Genomic DNA, 15,294 nt, shown 5'->3' with positions numbered 1-15,294 from the left:
AAAGCCCCGGCCTCCGGGGCTTTTTCATTTTTTACTGATCCTGTTTTTGCTGATCTTGCTGCATCGCGTTTTTTTATCGCGCTGTTTTCCTCTATCATCGCCATATGGAACCGAACCAAACGCCTTCCTTCGATGCCGTTGTCACAGCGCCGTTCGGCGCGATAGGGATCAATGTCTCGAACGACTACGTGACGGGCATGCGCCTGCTCTCCAAGCAGTTGCCGGCGTTTTGCAGCGCCAATCCTTTTGTCCAGCATGTCGCGCGGCAAGTCGGGCAATACCTGCAAGATGCTGCCGCGCCGCTCGATTTCCCTTATGTGCTCCAGGGCACCTTGTTCCAGAAGCGGATATGGCAGGTCATGTCCGCGATCCCGCTCGGCGAGGTATGGACGTATGGCGAGCTGGCGGAGCGGGTGAGGTCCGGCCCGCGGGCAGTTGCCAATGTCTGCGGCGCCAATCACCTGACCTTGGTGATTCCCTGCCACCGCATCGTCGCCAAGGGCGGCCTGGGCGGGTTCATGCAGGGCGATGCCAAGGGTCTGGAAATCAAGCGCTGGTTGTTGCAGCACGAGCGGGCCGATGGATACCGTTGACGCGCTGCTAGACAATTTTATCGACCATTTGTGGCTAGAGGACGGCCTGGCAAATAATACCTTGTCCAGCTACCGCCAGGACCTGGCCGCATTTGCCGCCTGGCTGCAACAGGCCAGGCACAGGACCATGCTGGAAGCCGGCCCCGAGGATATCCAGGGATTCATTGCGTTCCGCTTTCCGCAAAGCAAGCCGCGCAGTATTAGCCGCCTGGTCGCCAGCCTGCGCCGCTTCTACCGTTTTGCCTTGCGCGAGTCCCATATCGATGTTGATCCCAGCATCCACATCGAGTCGCCGAAACTGCCGCGCTCGTTGCCCAAGAGCTTGAGCGAGGACGACGTGGAGCGGTTGATCGATGCGCCTGACCACAATACCAACCTCGGGTTGCGCGACCGCGCCATGCTGGAAACGCTTTATGCGACAGGGCTGCGGGTTTCCGAGCTCGTCGGTATGCACGTCACCGAGCTGAGCCTGACGGATGGCGTGGTGCGCATCACCGGCAAGGGCAGCAAAACGCGGTTGGTGCCGCTGGGCGAACAAGCAGTGGAGTGGCTGGCGCGCTACCTGCAGCAAAGTCGGCCGTCTATCCTGCAGCAACGCCTGAGCGACCACCTGTTCGTGACCCAGCGTGGCGAAGGCATGACGCGCCAGGCCTTCTGGTACATTATCAAGCGTTACGCCTCAATCGCTGGCATCCAGGTTGCTCTGTCGCCGCACGTACTGCGCCATGCCTTCGCCACCCATCTCCTCAACCACGGCGCAGACCTGCGCGTGGTGCAGATGCTGCTCGGCCATGCCGACATTTCTACTACGCAAATCTATACTCATGTCGCGCGCGAGCGCTTGAAGCAGCTGCACCAGACGCATCATCCGCGCGGCTGAGACGTGGTGGTCAGGCGATCATCTCGAAGCGCTCGATTGCTCGGAACACAAAGCTAGGCTGCACGCCAAAACTTTGATGGAAACAGTTGCTGAAATGCGCCGAGTCGGTGAACCCGTTATTGAGCGCCACGTGGGTCATATTGTCCGCCTGATGGAACTGCCCGGCCGCTGTCAGCAATCTTTTCCAGCGCCTGAAGCGCCTGTAAGGATTGCCGGTTTCCGCCTTGAATAAATGCAGGAACCTGGACGGAGAGAGATCGACCGCGGCGGCAAGGTATTCATTGGGAAAATTCCGGTCGGGCTCATTGCGCATGATCTCGATCGCGGCCTGTATGCGCGGGTCGATTGCGTGTCTGCTGGATGCTTCACCTAATAAGTGGTTCAGCCGGGCGTCCACTTCGCCCTTGGTTGGATCGTCCTCGTAGATGCTGCGGAAGCAATCGACCAGCCCTGCGTCGTGGAAAGTGGTGGCGGAATGCGTGCGATAGGGAAAGCGTTGCCGCAGCAACTGAAATTCCGGGCTGTCCATCTCCACGAACATTTTGCCGTGTATGCCGTTGCCGAAATCAATCTCATGGTTGACGCCGGGAGGAATGATGGCACAACTGCATGCTAAGGGGTCTTCGCGATTGATCCTGATCTGGAACGGCTTGTAGATGCCGACATGGATCGCGGCAGCGCCATACAGGTGCTGGCCGAGCGGAGGGGACGGGCCGAAATACAGCACTTTTCCTGGCCAGAGAAATATTCTCAGGTGGGTCGGGTAGGCAGTCAACATAGCTGATTTTTACAAGAACCGATAGGTTGGAATCCCTAGAATATCAAGTTCATAAGCAATAGTTCAATGATCGTTAATACCAGGACGAGGTGGGGCAATGAATTCAGGAGAATTTAAACGCGGTTTCGAGTCGATTTTGCAACAATCTCCAGCAGGTGTGGTGCAGGATTTCCATTTTCTTGATTTGTCGTCCCGGGATGTGCCTTGGATCGACAGCGGAATCGACGTGCAGCCAGGCGAGCGTTTCAGTAGTTTTGCCATTGGCAGGACAACGTTGAGCGGAACCCCGATATGGATCGGCCCGCATTACCAACTATGGTTCCGGATAGGTGAGGATGGCAAAGTCTTTCGCGGTACGCGCGACACGCATTCCTGGCAGGCTACGCATGCAGGCAGGCTTTATCTAGCAAGCTATTTTCCCGGTGAATGGGCGGACGCAAGCGGTAAGCTGGCCACGCCGAAGGAAGCCTATGGCCTGGTAGAGGGAGGCTTCAGTCTGTTGTTGCTGCGCTGGCAGGCGGAACCTCGGCAGGGCTTGGAGCATCTGTTGCAACTGGGGGATGTCAACGGGTTGTTGCAGCAGGAAGCAGACCGTCTTGCCAATGGAGTGGATATCCCCGAAGGATGGCAATATCTTTGGTTCATCGGGCCGGCGGAGATATATCGCAAGCATGCACATGAGCATGGCGAAAGCATGTGCTGCAATACGCATAATGACGTCGGCCTGCTGCAACAGGATGTGGATGTGCCGCTAGTGCCCGATGCTGAGTTGAAATGGTCCTGGAAAGTTGACCTTTTGCCGTCCAGCGTCGCCGAAGATACATTGCCTACACACGATTACATGAGCATCGCTGTCGAGTTTGATAACGGGCAGGACATCACTTACTACTGGAGCGCCGGCCTGCCGGTCGGCACTGGCTATCGCTGCCCAATACCAAGCTGGACGGCGCGCGAGACCCATGTCGTGGTCCGCTCGGGAGAGCAGGACCTGGGCAAGTGGCTGAATGAACAGCGCAACCTGTACGAGGATTATGCCAGGTACATAGGCGGCGCAATGCCGGGGCGGATTGTGCGCGTATGGCTGATTGCCTTGAGTTTATTCCAGCACCGGGAAGGAAAGTGTGAGTACAAGGATATTGAACTGCTGGCCGAAGGCAGCGTTGTTGCGGTCAAGTAATGTTATTGGGCACGGCTCCGTTCTATCACCACTCCCAACGCTTTCAGCCCCGGCAATATGCCCGGTTTGGCGACGCGTAGCTTGACCCAGGGCGCGCCGAATTCCTGCATGATGAGCTGGCAGATATGTTCCGCCAGGGCCTCGACCAGTTTGAACGAGCGTTCTGCCAGTGTTTCGCGGATGCGCGAGACGACCACGCCGTAATCGATGGTATCGCCGATGTTGTCGGTCTGGCAGGAGCTGCTGTCGGGCATGGCGATTTCAATGTCGAGGATGATGGTTTGCGCCGTGAGGCGTTCCCAATCGGGCACGCCGAGATGGGTTTGCACCTTGACTTCGCTGAGAAAAATGATGTCCATATGAGCGGGATCCTGCGTTAGGGCTTGTGGGCTGATAGAATACGGCAACTCAATTTTAATCCAATCCTCATGAATAACGCAGTTTTCGTCATCGCCGCCTATCTTCTCGGCTCAATTTCTTTCGGCATCCTCGTCAGCAAGGCCTTTGGCCTGCCTGATCCGCGTACCGTCGGTTCCGGTAATCCCGGCGCGACCAACGTGTTGCGCAGCGGCAAGAAGCTGGCTGCATTACTGACATTGCTGGGGGATGCGGCCAAGGGCTGGCTGCCGGTTTGGCTGGCGCAATACTATGCGCTGCCGGTAGAAGTGGTGTGCTGGATTGCGGTGGCGGTATTCCTGGGCCACTTGTACCCGGTGTTCTACCGCTTCAAGGGCGGCAAGGGCGTGGCGACCGCATTGGGTGTATTGCTGGCATTCTCCCCCTTGTTGGCAGGGCTGGCCTTACTGAGCTGGATCGCGGTGTTCGCGCTGACGCGTTTTTCATCATTGGCCGCATTGACTGCCGCAGCCTTGGCGCCTGGTTTCGCCTGGCTGCTGCTGCCTCATGTCGGCTACATCATTGTCGTGTTTGTGCTGTCGTTATTGCTGATCTGGCGCCACCGCAGCAATATCCGCAAATTGCTGGACGGCAGTGAAGCCGGGTTCGGCAAGAAGCCCTGACCGCGCTTTGAGCGTTTTCTACGGCCTGGTCAGTTCCGCCAGGTCCCAGCGCGGCCTCACGGTGAAGCCGTGGTTGCCTTGCTTGGCGTGCCGCATGCGCATGGCGCCGGCAAATGCGATCATGGCGCCATTGTCGGTGCAGAACTCCAGCCTAGGGTAATGCACTTGATATTGCCTGCGTTTCGCCGCCATATTGAGGCGCTCGCGCAGCCGGGCGTTCGCGCCAACCCCGCCAGAGACAATCAATTGATTCAACCCGGTTTTGCGCAAGGCTGCCATACATTTCTTGGTGAGCACTTCCGTGACGGCTTCCTGAAACTCGTGGGCAATATTGGCGCGAGCTGTCTCGTCCAATGCGTCGCCGTATTGGTTGACCAGCGTGAGCACGGCGGTCTTGAGGCCGCTGAAGCTGAAATTAAGGTCTCCGCTGTTCAGCATCGGGCGCGGTAATTGACAGGCGCCGGGCTGCCCCTGGCTTGCCAGCCTTGAAACCGCCGGGCCGCCGGGGTAGCTAAGGCCGAGCAGCTTGGCGGTTTTGTCGAACGCTTCCCCTGCGGCATCGTCCAGGGTGTCGCCCAGCAGCTCATAGTCGCCGATCGCGGAAACGCGCATGAGCTGGGTATGCCCGCCCGATACCAGCAAGGCGATGAACGGGAATGCCGGCGGGTCGGGCTCGAGCAACGGGGCGAGCAAATGGCCTTCGAGGTGGTGGACGCCGATGGTCGGAAGGTCGAGACTGAACGCGAGAGATTCGGCAATGCTGGTGCCGACCAGCAGTGCGCCCGAGAGCCCTGGGCCCTGGGTGTAGGCGATGCCGTCCAGGTCGCCCAGTGATTTTTCTGCTTGATCCAATACATGCTGGGTCAAGGGCAATGCCCGGCGGATATGATCGCGAGAGGCTAATTCCGGCACCACGCCGCCGTATGCGGCATGCATGTCGATCTGGGAATGCAATGCATGGGCGAGCAGGCCTTGTTCCGTGTCGTACAGGGCCAGGCCGGTTTCATCGCAGGAAGATTCAATGCCGAGAATTAACATAAGTTTGCGGATAATGTTGATAAAACAATAATGAGGCGCTAGAATAGCAAACTTTTTCACCCTTTCTCAAAGGTAAAGTGATTTAAATGTCTAGCGTACGTGTAAAAGAGAACGAGCCGTTTGACGTGGCTCTGCGCCGTTTCAAGCGCATGATTGAAAAGACTGGCCTTCTGACCGACTTGCGCGCTCGCGAGTACTACGAAAAGCCAACATGGGAGCGTAAGCGTAAGGCTGCTGCTGCTGTTAAGCGTCACTACCGCCGTATCCGCAGCCAGACTCTGCCTACCAAGCTGTACTAAGCTCAGGGTAGTATTGCTGTGACAATCAAGGCGCAACTCGCCGAAGATATGAAAGCCGCGATGCGTGCAAAGGATAGCGCACGTCTCGGGGCTATTCGCCTTTTGCAGGCGGCGATCAAGCAGCGCGAGGTGGATGAGCGCATTGAGCTGGACGACAGCCAGGTGATCGAGGCGATCGAGAAGATGCTGAAGCAGCGCCGCGATTCGATCACCCAGTACGAAGCCGCCAACCGGAATGACCTGGCGGACGTGGAAAAGTTTGAAGTGACTGTGCTGAAAACCTATCTGCCTGCCGCATTGTCCGAAGATGAAGTGAATGCCATCCTCGACAGCGTGATTGCGGAAACCGGCGCGGCCAGTATCAAGGATATGAGCAAGGTGATGGCTGCCATCAAGCCCAAGGTGGTCGGTCGTGCCGACATGGGCAAAATTTCAGGATTGATTAAGTCCAAGCTTGCTGCATGAACCTGACTGCTCGGTAATGTTGGAAAAGGAGCTTCGGGCTCCTTTTTTGTTTTTGGTTTCAGTTTGGGGTTCGGCTATTATTTTCACTCATGATTCCTGATTCCTTCATTCAAGACTTGCTCAATCGCGTCGACATCGTCGATGTGATCGACCGCAGCGTTCCCTTGAAGAAGGCCGGGGCCAATTACTCCGCCTGTTGCCCATTTCATAACGAAAAATCCCCATCTTTTACCGTCAGCCCGACCAAGCAGTTCTATCACTGTTTTGGTTGTGGCGCGCATGGCTCCGCCATCGGCTTTGTCATGGAGTACCAAGGGATCAGCTTTGTCGAGGCGGTGCATGAGCTGGCCAAATCGGTCGGCATGATCGTGCCGCAGGAGTCGCGGCCTGAGGATGCCGTGAGGGCGAAGGTGATCCCGGGCTTGCAGGAGGTGATGCAGCAAGCAGCGGATTACTACAAGGCGGAACTGAAGAAATCGCCGCGTGCCATCGAGTATCTCAAGGGGCGCGGCTTGAGCGGCCAGGTGGCTGCCCGCTTCCAAATCGGTTACGCGCCAGCCGGGTGGCAGAACCTGGAGGCCGTGTTTGCGGACTATCGGCATGAGGTGCTGCAAACCGCTGGGCTGGTGATTGAAAACGAGCAGGGCCGCCGCTATGATCGGTTCCGCGACCGCATCATGTTCCCGATCCATGACCAGAAAGGCCAGGTCATCGGTTTTGGCGGCCGGGTGCTGGAAAGTGCGGATGCCGGGGCGAAATACTTGAATTCGCCGGAAACGCCCTTATTTCAGAAGGGTCAGGAGCTTTATGGCCTTTTCCTCGCACGCCGGGCTATCCGCGAAGCGGGCAGGGCATTGGTGGTGGAAGGCTACATGGATGTCGTGGCGCTGGCGCAATACGGAATCGATTATGCAGTGGCTGCGCTGGGTACGGCCACGACGCCTACGCATATCATCAAGCTCATGCGCCAGACGGATGACATCGTGTTTTGCTTTGATGGAGATAACGCGGGCCGGAGCGCGGCCTGGCGTGCGGCAATGAATGCATTGCCCGCGCTCAAGGACGGATTGCGGCTCAGTTTTCTATTCTTGCCTGCCGAGCATGACCCGGATAGCTATGTGCGGGAATTTGGCAAAGAGGCGTTTGAGGCGCTGATGACGCAGGCCTTGCCGTTGTCGCAGTACCTGGTTCAGGAGCTGAGCGCAAATAACCGCTTGCAGTCGCAGGAGGATAAAGTGCAGTTCCTCAACGAGGCGGAGCCTATCCTGAAGCAGATCCAGGCGCCGAGGCTGGCATTGCTGTTGCGCAAGCGTATAGCGGAGTTGGCGGATATTTCCGGCGATGAAATGCGCCGCATGATCAAGCTGCCGGAAACTAATCGCCCGCAGGCACGGTCTGCTCCCAAACAGGCCCGGGTGACGATGTCTTTGCAGCGCAGGTTCGCATTGATGGCCATCATGCAGCCGCATTTGGTGCAGGAACAGGATTTGGCCTGGCTGATAGGTACTGCCGGTGAAGACGACATGGTGCGCCAGGTCATCAAGCTGGCACTGGCAAATCCCGCTGCTAAACCGGCGGCGATGCTGCATGGGCTTGAGCCGTTGATTGACGCACGCTTGCTGCCTGATTTGCAGCGCGAGCTGCATTTGCTCGACGAGAGCGTGGACTTGGCGTTGGAATTTGACGGCGTGCGCAGGCAATTGAAGGAAATATGCCTGCAGCGCCAGACAAGCTCTGCAGTGGATAGGCTCAAGGAAAAAAGCCTGAGCCAGCTTACAGAAGAGGAACGCGAGCTGTTGAAATCCATCGGCACTCGCTGAATTGGCAGCGGCAGGCTGTATAAAACTGCTAAAAATTGTAGGTGCTTTTAAGGTATAATCTAGGGTTTTTCGTACTCAACCGCAGTTCGATGGGGTCAAGCATGGCTAAAGAGCAACAGAACGACAATCTAAACGACAAGGCTGATATCACGCTGAATGACGCGGATATACGTCGCACGCGGTTGAAGTCTCTTATCGTCTTGGGTAAGGAGCGTGGGTACCTGACTTACGCTGAAATTAACGACCACCTGCCTGACGACGTCCAGGATTCCGAGCAGATCGACGGCATCATCGGCATGATCAACGACATGGGCATCCAGGTATACGAAGAGGCGCCTGATGCCGAAGCGCTGCTGATGTCCGATGCTCCCGCGCCGGTGGCTGACGAAGACGCGGTTGAGGAGGCGGAGCAAGCCCTTTCCACTGTGGATTCCGAATTCGGCCGCACCACTGACCCAGTGCGTATGTACATGCGTGAAATGGGCACGGTCGACCTGTTGACCCGTGAGGGCGAAATTGAGATTGCCAAGCGCATTGAAGACGGCCTCAAGCACATGGTGCAGGCTATTGCCGCCTGTCCCAGCACCATTACCGAACTATTGGCCATGGTGGACCAGGTCGAGAAGGGCGAACTCGGGGTCGACGATCTCGTTGACGGCTTGATCGACGCCGACGATGGCCTTGGTGCGGAGATCGCGGCGGAGGAAGCTGCTGACACTGAGGAAGTGGCTGAAGAGGATAGTGACGAGGATGAAGAAGATGATGACGGCGCCAAGGCTGCTGCCATTTCGGCCGAAGCCCTTGCCAAATTGCGCGAGGAAGTGCTGGCGCGTTTTGCCGTTATCCGTGGCGCTCACGAAAAAATGACAGTTATCCTGGCGGGCAAAGGTTCCCAGGACAAAGAATATCTCAAGCTGCAAGCCACGATTATTGAAGAATTGATGGCATTCCGTTTCTCTGCCAAGCAGGTGGAAGCATTATGCGACCGTGTGCGCGGCATGGTGGATGAAATCCGCGGGCACGAACGCAAAATCATGGACTTCTGTGTTGAAAAGGCCGGTATGCCAAGGCCGCATTTCATCAAGAGCTTTCCCGGCAATGAGGGTAACCTCGAATGGTTGAGCGCAGAGCTTGCAGTCAACAAGCCTTATGTAGAACGTTTAGAACGCTTCAGGCACTCGATCGATGACCAGCAGCAGCAATTGCTGGATATTCAGGACCGCGTTGGCATCCCGATCAAAGAGCTCAAGGAAATCAACAAGCAGATGTCCACGGGCGAGGCTCGTGCGCGCCGCGCCAAGCGTGAAATGATCGAGGCTAACCTGCGTCTCGTGATCTCCATCGCCAAGAAATACACCAATCGCGGCCTGCAATTCCTCGACCTTATCCAGGAAGGCAACATCGGCCTGATGAAGGCGGTGGACAAATTCGAATACCGTCGCGGCTATAAGTTCTCGACTTACGCCACATGGTGGATCCGCCAGGCGATCACACGTTCGATCGCGGACCAGGCGCGCACCATCCGTATCCCTGTGCACATGATCGAAACCATCAACAAGATGAACCGTATCAGCCGCCAAATCCTGCAAGAAACCGGATTGGAGCCAGATCCAGCGACACTTGCGGAAAAGATGGAGATGCCGGAAGACAAAATCCGTAAAATCCTCAAGATTTCCAAGGAGCCTATCTCCATGGAAACCCCGATCGGCGACGACGACGATTCCCATTTGGGTGACTTCATCGAGGATGTAGCGACGCTTGCTCCCGTGGACGCTGCTGTATACGCAAGCTTGCGCGATGCTACCAAGGAAGTGCTAGAATCGCTGACTGCAAGGGAAGCCAAGGTGCTGCGCATGCGCTTTGGTATCGAAATGAATACCGACCACACGCTGGAAGAAGTCGGTAAGCAATTCGATGTCACGCGTGAGCGTATCCGTCAAATCGAGGCCAAGGCGCTACGCAAACTGCGCCACCCAACCCGCTCCGAACGTCTGCGCAGTTTCCTCGAAACTGGCAACGACTAAGCGGCTACAGTTTCAGGGCCTCTAGCTCATGCATGGTTAGAGCAGCGGACTCATAATCCGTTGGTGCCCGGTTCGACTCCGGGGAGGCCCACCATAGAATCAAGGGGTTACGTTAATTCGTAACCCCTTTTCTGTTTCTAGTGTCAACACTATGTCAACTCCGCCAGAGGGTTGAAGGTTTTGGCTTCCTGCAGGTGTTCCGGTGCGAGGTGTGCATACTTCATGGTCATGGTGATCGAGCTATGGCCGAGGATGCGTTGCAAGGTGAGGATGTTGCCGCCGTTCATCATGAAGTGGCTGGCGAAGGTGTGGCGTAGGACATGGGTGAGTTGGCCTTGTGGTAGCTCGATGTCCAGGGATGCAATACAGCGCCGGAAGTCTTCATAGCAATCCTTGAATAGGCGCATGCCGAAGCCTTTGATAATACGGTTTGCGATTTCATCGGCTAGGTTTTGTGTGATGGGTATGGTTCGGTTTTTACCGGACTTTGTTTTTGTGAAGTGGATTTGGTTATTCTTGACCTGACCGGTACGCAGTTGTTCGGCTTCGCTCCAACGGGCGCCAGTGCTTAAACAGATTTTGGCGACTAGGTAGGTGTTGGTTTGCCTGGACTGGAGAGCGCCCAGGAGGATTTTGATTTGCTCGTGGTTGAGATAGGAGAGTTCACGCTCTTCAAGCTTGAATTGCCGGAGGTCCCGCAACGGGTTCTCTTTTGTCCATTCGCCTACGCGGCGTAATTCGTTGAATACTGCTCGCAGGTAGGCATGTTCCCGGTTCATGTTGTTTGCTGTCAGGCCGCTTTCAATGCGCTTGGTGCGGTAGCTGGCAAACATGGCTGCATTGAATGTGTCAGCCGTCGGGTTGTGCATGGCTTTTGCCATGGCTAATAGGCGTTGATGGGTGTCTTTGCCTGATCTTAGCTGGCTGCCGTGATGTTTGTACCAAAGGTCCACTAAGTCGGTCAGGCGGCGATTATCCCGCTTTTGTGGTTGCCATGCTGGCGTTTGAATGACCTGGGTTTTGACCCAGGCTTCCCAGGCCAAAGCTTCAGCTTTGGTGGACAAGGTCTTGCGGAAGCGCTTCGCGCCCCGGCCGCCGGGCTGGATGTCGACGAGCCAGCCGGAAGGGGTTTTCTTGATGGTCATGATTGCGGCATTCCCGAAGATCGCGAGAACCACATGAGGAAATAAGCATCAAGGCCGCTCCTTAAACGGCTTCCTTCCCACTGCGTGGGCCCCTTCCATTTACCGCGCCGCTTCGCGGTTTCAGCCTTGACCCTTATTTCCCCATGTGTTGCTGGTCGGCCATGCCGTATGGCACGGGCAAGTGTGCCAAAAACGGGCACACCAACCCATACCAACGGCAGACCTAAACGCGAAAGGATGAAATGATGAGTTATCACAGACTTGGACATAATGCAGCGGAAAACATTGAAATTATTAAAGCATTCATTGAAGCCATGAAGGACGTGAAAATGGATGGAGCACAACGGAAAATGATGCGGGAAGCTCAATTTGCAATCAGATACCTGGAAAGCTATACCGCGAAAGATGAGGTACAGCACAAATTTCATGAAGAAGGAGTTCAAGGCCAACGTCAAGACAAGCAAGCCGGTGCAGTTTGAGTTAGTCTTGCTGCAACGGATTGCTGCCTCGGGTGATTTTTTGACAGGTAATTTAAACAAGGTAAGATAGCCTCATGGAATACAGGTTAAGCGACCATGCGTTGAAGCGGATGGTGAAGCGCGGCGTGAAGGAGGAGTGGGTTAGGGAGACGTTGGCTAACCCTGATACGACGCGAAATGATGCAGATGACATTACGTTGGTTCATGCGGTCAAGGCTATTGCTGATCGAGGATTTAAGCAGTTGCGTGTCATCTATAACGAAACCACTGAGCCAGTGACGGTTGTCACGGTATTTTTTGAATAGGTGATGAATATGAAAATTGAGTTTGATCCGATTGCAGATGCTTTGTATATCGCGCTGAGCGAGAACGATGTGGATCGCACCGAGGAAATCCGCCCCGGCGTGATCCTCGACTATGACGCCCTGGGCAACATCGTCGGTTTTGAGATGTTGTCGGTCAGCAAGCAAAGCGGGAAGCTGAAACACGCTGCCTGATGACGAAGCCCCGCAAGGGGCTTTTTTATTGCCTATGTATTGGGAAAGGCCCATTGGCTTTCCTGCATGCGCTGGCGTTGAATCACGCTAGGCTGGATCGGCTCTTGTTCAGCCGGTTGCGATTGCACAGCCTGCACCGGCTGTTGCGCCTGCCTATCCTGTTCTGACGCCTCACGATCCAGCATGCGCTGCCTGGCTTCTTCACTACGCTGGCGCTCTGCCGTGATGCGATCCCGTTCCGCCTGCTGGCTCAACTCATTGGCTGACTGCCCTGGGTTGAAGTCGACGAACATGCCGCCCTGGATGATCTGCTTGCACAAGTATTCCGGGGTAGCGACGGGCGTTCCCTGTTGGCTATAGCACTTGCACTGACCGCGGAAATCGACGCAGGCAGCCGGCACCGGCACGGTGATTGGTTCGGTGAGCTTGTCATAGACAGGCGCGGTATACGGCAATCCTGGCACCCGTTCCTGCCGTGCCTCTAGCCAAGTCGGTTCCTCTTTGACGTATTGCGGCCTGGCTGGCGCATAGGGCTGGGCTGCCGGGTTGATGACCTTCTCCGTCTGTTGCTCCAGGTTTTCCGGCGTATGGTGATCGGTGAAGCCGTTGATGGTCTTGATGGCATACCAGGCCACACCGATGAACAGGATCGGCATCAAGACCACCAGTACCAGCCGGGCCGGGATGCGTTTCTTTACGGTATGCAGGTCGGCCGACTTGTACCAGCCGAACACCTCTTTGGGGTAAACGAAGTGTTTTTCGATGGAGCCTTTCAGGCTCTTGACGTTCTCACGGACGGATTGAAACTCATGGATGGTGGATTTCTGGAAACCGTAGAAGCGCACGACATGGAAGTGACGGCCAACAAGCCTGCGCACGTTGCCGTCCAGCAGCATGGGGTGCTGGGTAATCAAGAACAGGTCATGGCCGGAATGCCGGTGCACTTCAAGTTGGCTGACGTATTTAGGCACCGCAGCGCCATTGGCCCGTGGCCTGAATGTCGTTTGGCATTCGTCAATCACGATGATCGCGCCCTGGGGACACTCCGTCCAATCCTCGCCTTTCTCCATCTTTTGCCAGTCGAGGGTGAGTTCAGGAATGCCGTTGTAAAACACCGGCCGCATTTCCTTGTCGGCCAGTTCCTTGACGGTCTTGAGCGTGAACAGGCTTTTGCCCGAGCCTGGCAGGCCAGTAATGAGCGTAATCATTTGGTAATCCCGAACTTGGTCATGAGGCCGCTAGTCACGCCCTGGATCACCAGGCGCGCACTATAGGCGCTGGCGAGTACGTTGAGCGCCTTGTCGATCTTGAGCGTGCCGAGCATGCCCATCATTTCCGGGGACACCGCGCTAAAGCTGGTATAGGTGTGCTGCATGATGTAATTGATCAGCACGTCCACCCCTTGATAAGTGATGAAGCCAAAGCCAAGCGCAATGAGCAGTTTGACCAGGCCGTGCATGATGGATTGGCCGAAGCCGCCAATTAGTGCAGCGACGATCCAGGAAGCGATACCAAGGAGAGCAGGCATATCAGATTAACCCCACGATACGAAGTGCAGCGAGATAGGCCGCTGCCAACAGGAAATAGCCGATCATTTCAAGATAAGGACAGATCTTGCTGAACGGCACCGAGACCGAATGACCACCAATGGAGAACTGGACATCCGAGATACACGAAGCCCCGAAGGAATACGGGCCGGAGTCCGACACCAGGGAGCCGACATTGATAGTGCGATTGCCGTCGCCCTCACGGTTCAGGTAAGCCGTGACGTCTTCGTCAGATTCACCATGCAGCAGGCGCTGGCCTTGCGTGGCGGCATTTTCGAATTGCTGCATGCCCTCGATGTCATCGCAACGATCCTGGTGAATCTTGCGGGCCATGGCGCAATTGGCCGCGTCGCCGTCACACTCCCAGGAGCCGCAGCCGCCGCTCCAGGAGCCTTTTTCATTTTCTTTGTCGGCTTCCTTGCAGAGCTGGGCATTCGGGTTTTTCTGGCAATAGGATTCTTGCGGCTCACTCGTGCTTGTGGTGCTGCCATCCGGGTTGGTGGTGGTTTCCGTTACAGTCGGCTGCGAACCTGCCCCGCTGCCGGGAGTGATGGTGATCACTGGGCTGGGGGTGACGGTCGTCGTCGGTTCAGGATTGGGGTTGTCCGGTGTTGGCGCTGGCGTTTCGGTCTTGACGGTAGGCTTGGGCGCAACATCGACGGGCTTGCCGCCTGGGGTGCCGGGCTTGAGGCACATGACGGTGGTGGTGCCGTTGGTGGTATAGCTGCCCCAGGTCATGCCTTTCTTGGCGCATTCGCATTCCGGGCATGGGTCTGGCGTTTCGGCAGGGTCTGGTGCATCTTCGGCGCCGTCCGGCTGTTCGTCCTCGGGCGCATCACAAGGGACGCCGGTATTGTCTTCTACGTCCGTCCACCAGGTCTTTTTCCCGTTGCTGATGACGATGCCCCAGGCATCGCCCAGGCCGTAATAGCAGCCATTAAAGCAAGCCAAGGTGCCGCGATTGGTTAAGGCTTGTTCAGTGCCGCATACGCCGTTGCAGCCTGGGGTGCATTTGGGAGGCTCAGCACATGAGCCGTCCGGCCGTCTGACTTGCGGAGGCGTACAGGCCTCTACAGTACAAAAATGCTGATTTAGTGTAGCTTCAAAAAACTGGCCATTGGCTGGGCAGGAGTAATACCTTGTCGTCGCATAGGTTGTGGTGAAATTTTGGGAATTTCTGTAAGCACATAATGCCCGGTTCGGCTCCTGATTTTGAAGGCCGATATAGGCATAGTCCTTTTGGGACACATTAGGGTTGGCATTCAATTGGGGTATAACTAAAGGCGAAAGGGCTTCACATGCCAAAGCCGCAGAGTTATACCAATCGCTGGTATGACCCGGAGCTGAAAAGCGCCATTTATAGGTAGCTTCGATTTGCTCGGTAGCAGCATGGGCCAATACAGACCCCAGCAACAACATAGCCAATATCAAGCGTTGAACAATATCCATAGCGCCCCCAAGATTCCCAACATCACCAGCCAGCCTTCCATTGCCGCCCCCTTAAACGAAAAAGGCCATGAGGGCTTTACGCTC

Annotated in this window: 18 protein-coding genes and 1 tRNA gene; 12 read left to right on the top strand and 7 right to left on the bottom strand. The window is 56.1% G+C overall.

Features of this window, described 5'->3' with window-relative positions:
• The first annotated feature begins 104 nt into the window (after window positions 1–104).
• On the top strand, window positions 105–593 hold the full coding sequence (locus ACJSDX_RS01350; RefSeq protein ID WP_407993159.1) for a methylated-DNA--[protein]-cysteine S-methyltransferase: 489 nt from the start codon (window positions 105–107) through the stop codon (window positions 591–593).
• A complete protein-coding gene (gene xerD, locus ACJSDX_RS01345) occupies window positions 580–1,473 on the top strand; it encodes a site-specific tyrosine recombinase XerD (protein WP_407993158.1) in 894 nt (297 codons plus the stop codon). The genes ACJSDX_RS01350 and xerD overlap by 14 nt, the downstream gene beginning before the upstream one ends.
• A 10-nt stretch (window positions 1,474–1,483) precedes the next feature.
• On the opposite strand, the gene ACJSDX_RS01340 is transcribed toward xerD, so the two are convergent.
• Entirely contained in the window at window positions 1,484–2,251 is a 768-nt protein-coding gene (locus ACJSDX_RS01340) for an AraC family transcriptional regulator (RefSeq protein WP_407993157.1), read from the bottom strand.
• A 97-nt stretch (window positions 2,252–2,348) separates the two neighbouring features.
• Here ACJSDX_RS01340 and ACJSDX_RS01335 point away from each other — a divergent pair, with 97 nt between their 5' ends.
• On the top strand, window positions 2,349–3,428 hold the full coding sequence (locus tag ACJSDX_RS01335) for a DUF3047 domain-containing protein (protein WP_407993156.1): 1,080 nt from the start codon (window positions 2,349–2,351) through the stop codon (window positions 3,426–3,428).
• A 2-nt stretch (window positions 3,429–3,430) separates the two neighbouring features.
• On the opposite strand, the gene folB is transcribed toward ACJSDX_RS01335, so the two are convergent.
• The gene (folB, locus tag ACJSDX_RS01330) at window positions 3,431–3,787 is read right to left on the bottom strand and encodes a dihydroneopterin aldolase (RefSeq protein WP_407993155.1); all 357 of its coding nucleotides are present in this window, start codon (window positions 3,785–3,787) and stop codon (window positions 3,431–3,433) included.
• A gap of 69 nt (window positions 3,788–3,856) precedes the next feature.
• Here folB and plsY point away from each other — a divergent pair, with 69 nt between their 5' ends.
• On the top strand, window positions 3,857–4,447 hold the full coding sequence (gene plsY / locus ACJSDX_RS01325; protein WP_407993154.1) for a glycerol-3-phosphate 1-O-acyltransferase PlsY: 591 nt from the start codon (window positions 3,857–3,859) through the stop codon (window positions 4,445–4,447).
• Window positions 4,448–4,465: 18 nt separating this feature from the next.
• Here the strand turns inward: plsY and tsaD are convergent, their stop codons facing one another.
• Window positions 4,466–5,485, bottom strand: a complete 1,020-nt coding sequence (gene tsaD / locus ACJSDX_RS01320; RefSeq protein WP_407993153.1) for a tRNA (adenosine(37)-N6)-threonylcarbamoyltransferase complex transferase subunit TsaD — start codon at window positions 5,483–5,485, stop codon at window positions 4,466–4,468.
• An 86-nt stretch (window positions 5,486–5,571) separates the two neighbouring features.
• On the opposite strand from tsaD, the gene rpsU reads away from it, so the two are divergent.
• From rpsU to ACJSDX_RS01295, 5 genes are all read left to right on the top strand, one after another.
• Entirely contained in the window at window positions 5,572–5,784 is a 213-nt protein-coding gene (gene rpsU, locus ACJSDX_RS01315) for a 30S ribosomal protein S21 (RefSeq protein WP_011480545.1), read from the top strand.
• An 18-nt stretch (window positions 5,785–5,802) separates the two neighbouring features.
• Window positions 5,803–6,249 carry a GatB/YqeY domain-containing protein gene (locus ACJSDX_RS01310; RefSeq protein ID WP_407993152.1) on the top strand — a complete coding sequence of 149 codons (447 nt, stop codon included), beginning with the start codon at window positions 5,803–5,805 and terminating at the stop codon, window positions 6,247–6,249.
• Between the two features lie 89 nt (window positions 6,250–6,338).
• Window positions 6,339–8,069 (top strand): DNA primase, encoded by a 1,731-nt coding sequence (dnaG, locus tag ACJSDX_RS01305; protein WP_407993151.1) that lies wholly within the window; start codon window positions 6,339–6,341, stop codon window positions 8,067–8,069.
• A 101-nt stretch (window positions 8,070–8,170) separates the two neighbouring features.
• Entirely contained in the window at window positions 8,171–10,093 is a 1,923-nt protein-coding gene (rpoD, locus tag ACJSDX_RS01300; RefSeq protein WP_309566151.1) for an RNA polymerase sigma factor RpoD, read from the top strand.
• Between the two features lie 15 nt (window positions 10,094–10,108).
• Window positions 10,109–10,187, top strand: a tRNA-Ile gene (locus tag ACJSDX_RS01295).
• Between the two features lie 55 nt (window positions 10,188–10,242).
• On the opposite strand, the gene ACJSDX_RS01290 is transcribed toward ACJSDX_RS01295, so the two are convergent.
• Window positions 10,243–11,238 carry a phage integrase gene (locus ACJSDX_RS01290; RefSeq protein WP_407993150.1) on the bottom strand — a complete coding sequence of 332 codons (996 nt, stop codon included), beginning with the start codon at window positions 11,236–11,238 and terminating at the stop codon, window positions 10,243–10,245.
• 242 nt (window positions 11,239–11,480) lie between these two features.
• On the opposite strand from ACJSDX_RS01290, the gene ACJSDX_RS01285 reads away from it, so the two are divergent.
• From ACJSDX_RS01285 to ACJSDX_RS01275, 3 genes are all read left to right on the top strand, one after another.
• A complete protein-coding gene (locus ACJSDX_RS01285; protein ID WP_407993149.1) occupies window positions 11,481–11,717 on the top strand; it encodes a hypothetical protein in 237 nt (78 codons plus the stop codon).
• 74 nt (window positions 11,718–11,791) lie between these two features.
• Window positions 11,792–12,022, top strand: coding sequence for a DUF4258 domain-containing protein (locus ACJSDX_RS01280; protein ID WP_407993148.1), 231 nt, complete (start codon window positions 11,792–11,794; stop codon window positions 12,020–12,022).
• Window positions 12,023–12,031: 9 nt separating this feature from the next.
• Window positions 12,032–12,214, top strand: coding sequence for a DUF2283 domain-containing protein (locus ACJSDX_RS01275; RefSeq protein ID WP_309566158.1), 183 nt, complete (start codon window positions 12,032–12,034; stop codon window positions 12,212–12,214).
• A 32-nt stretch (window positions 12,215–12,246) separates the two neighbouring features.
• On the opposite strand, the gene ACJSDX_RS01270 is transcribed toward ACJSDX_RS01275, so the two are convergent.
• The 3 genes from ACJSDX_RS01270 to ACJSDX_RS01260 are packed head-to-tail and all read right to left on the bottom strand — an operon-like array spanning window position 12,247 to window position 14,712.
• A complete protein-coding gene (locus ACJSDX_RS01270; protein WP_407993147.1) occupies window positions 12,247–13,422 on the bottom strand; it encodes a zonular occludens toxin domain-containing protein in 1,176 nt (391 codons plus the stop codon).
• Window positions 13,419–13,742, bottom strand: coding sequence for a DUF2523 domain-containing protein (locus ACJSDX_RS01265; protein ID WP_407993146.1), 324 nt, complete (start codon window positions 13,740–13,742; stop codon window positions 13,419–13,421). Before ACJSDX_RS01265 ends, ACJSDX_RS01270 begins: the two co-directional genes overlap by 4 nt.
• Window position 13,743: 1 nt before the next feature.
• Entirely contained in the window at window positions 13,744–14,712 is a 969-nt protein-coding gene (locus ACJSDX_RS01260; protein WP_407993145.1) for a virulence factor TspB C-terminal domain-related protein, read from the bottom strand.
• Between the last annotated feature and the right edge of the window lie 582 nt (window positions 14,713–15,294).

It is taken from the genome of Methylobacillus draconifructus (assembly GCF_045984355.1).
Lineage (GTDB): Bacteria > Pseudomonadota > Gammaproteobacteria > Burkholderiales > Methylophilaceae > Methylobacillus > Methylobacillus flagellatus_A.
The sequence above is the reverse complement of the archived record's forward strand: the minus strand, read 5'-3'. Positions and strand labels throughout refer to the sequence as shown.

Coding starts and splice junctions, on each gene's coding strand:
- ACJSDX_RS01285 (WP_407993149.1), top strand. CDS start 11,481: ATGATGAGTTATCACAGACTTGGACATAATGCAGCGGAAAACATTGAA.
- rpoD (WP_309566151.1), top strand. CDS start 8,171: ATGGCTAAAGAGCAACAGAACGACAATCTAAACGACAAGGCTGATATC.
- ACJSDX_RS01290 (WP_407993150.1), bottom strand. CDS start 11,238: ATGACCATCAAGAAAACCCCTTCCGGCTGGCTCGTCGACATCCAGCCC.
- xerD (WP_407993158.1), top strand. CDS start 580: ATGGATACCGTTGACGCGCTGCTAGACAATTTTATCGACCATTTGTGG.
- folB (WP_407993155.1), bottom strand. CDS start 3,787: ATGGACATCATTTTTCTCAGCGAAGTCAAGGTGCAAACCCATCTCGGC.
- ACJSDX_RS01335 (WP_407993156.1), top strand. CDS start 2,349: ATGAATTCAGGAGAATTTAAACGCGGTTTCGAGTCGATTTTGCAACAA.
- tsaD (WP_407993153.1), bottom strand. CDS start 5,485: ATGTTAATTCTCGGCATTGAATCTTCCTGCGATGAAACCGGCCTGGCC.
- plsY (WP_407993154.1), top strand. CDS start 3,857: ATGAATAACGCAGTTTTCGTCATCGCCGCCTATCTTCTCGGCTCAATT.
- ACJSDX_RS01275 (WP_309566158.1), top strand. CDS start 12,032: ATGAAAATTGAGTTTGATCCGATTGCAGATGCTTTGTATATCGCGCTG.
- rpsU (WP_011480545.1), top strand. CDS start 5,572: ATGTCTAGCGTACGTGTAAAAGAGAACGAGCCGTTTGACGTGGCTCTG.
- ACJSDX_RS01270 (WP_407993147.1), bottom strand. CDS start 13,422: ATGATTACGCTCATTACTGGCCTGCCAGGCTCGGGCAAAAGCCTGTTC.
- ACJSDX_RS01265 (WP_407993146.1), bottom strand. CDS start 13,742: ATGCCTGCTCTCCTTGGTATCGCTTCCTGGATCGTCGCTGCACTAATT.
- ACJSDX_RS01350 (WP_407993159.1), top strand. CDS start 105: ATGGAACCGAACCAAACGCCTTCCTTCGATGCCGTTGTCACAGCGCCG.
- dnaG (WP_407993151.1), top strand. CDS start 6,339: ATGATTCCTGATTCCTTCATTCAAGACTTGCTCAATCGCGTCGACATC.
- ACJSDX_RS01340 (WP_407993157.1), bottom strand. CDS start 2,251: ATGTTGACTGCCTACCCGACCCACCTGAGAATATTTCTCTGGCCAGGA.
- ACJSDX_RS01280 (WP_407993148.1), top strand. CDS start 11,792: ATGGAATACAGGTTAAGCGACCATGCGTTGAAGCGGATGGTGAAGCGC.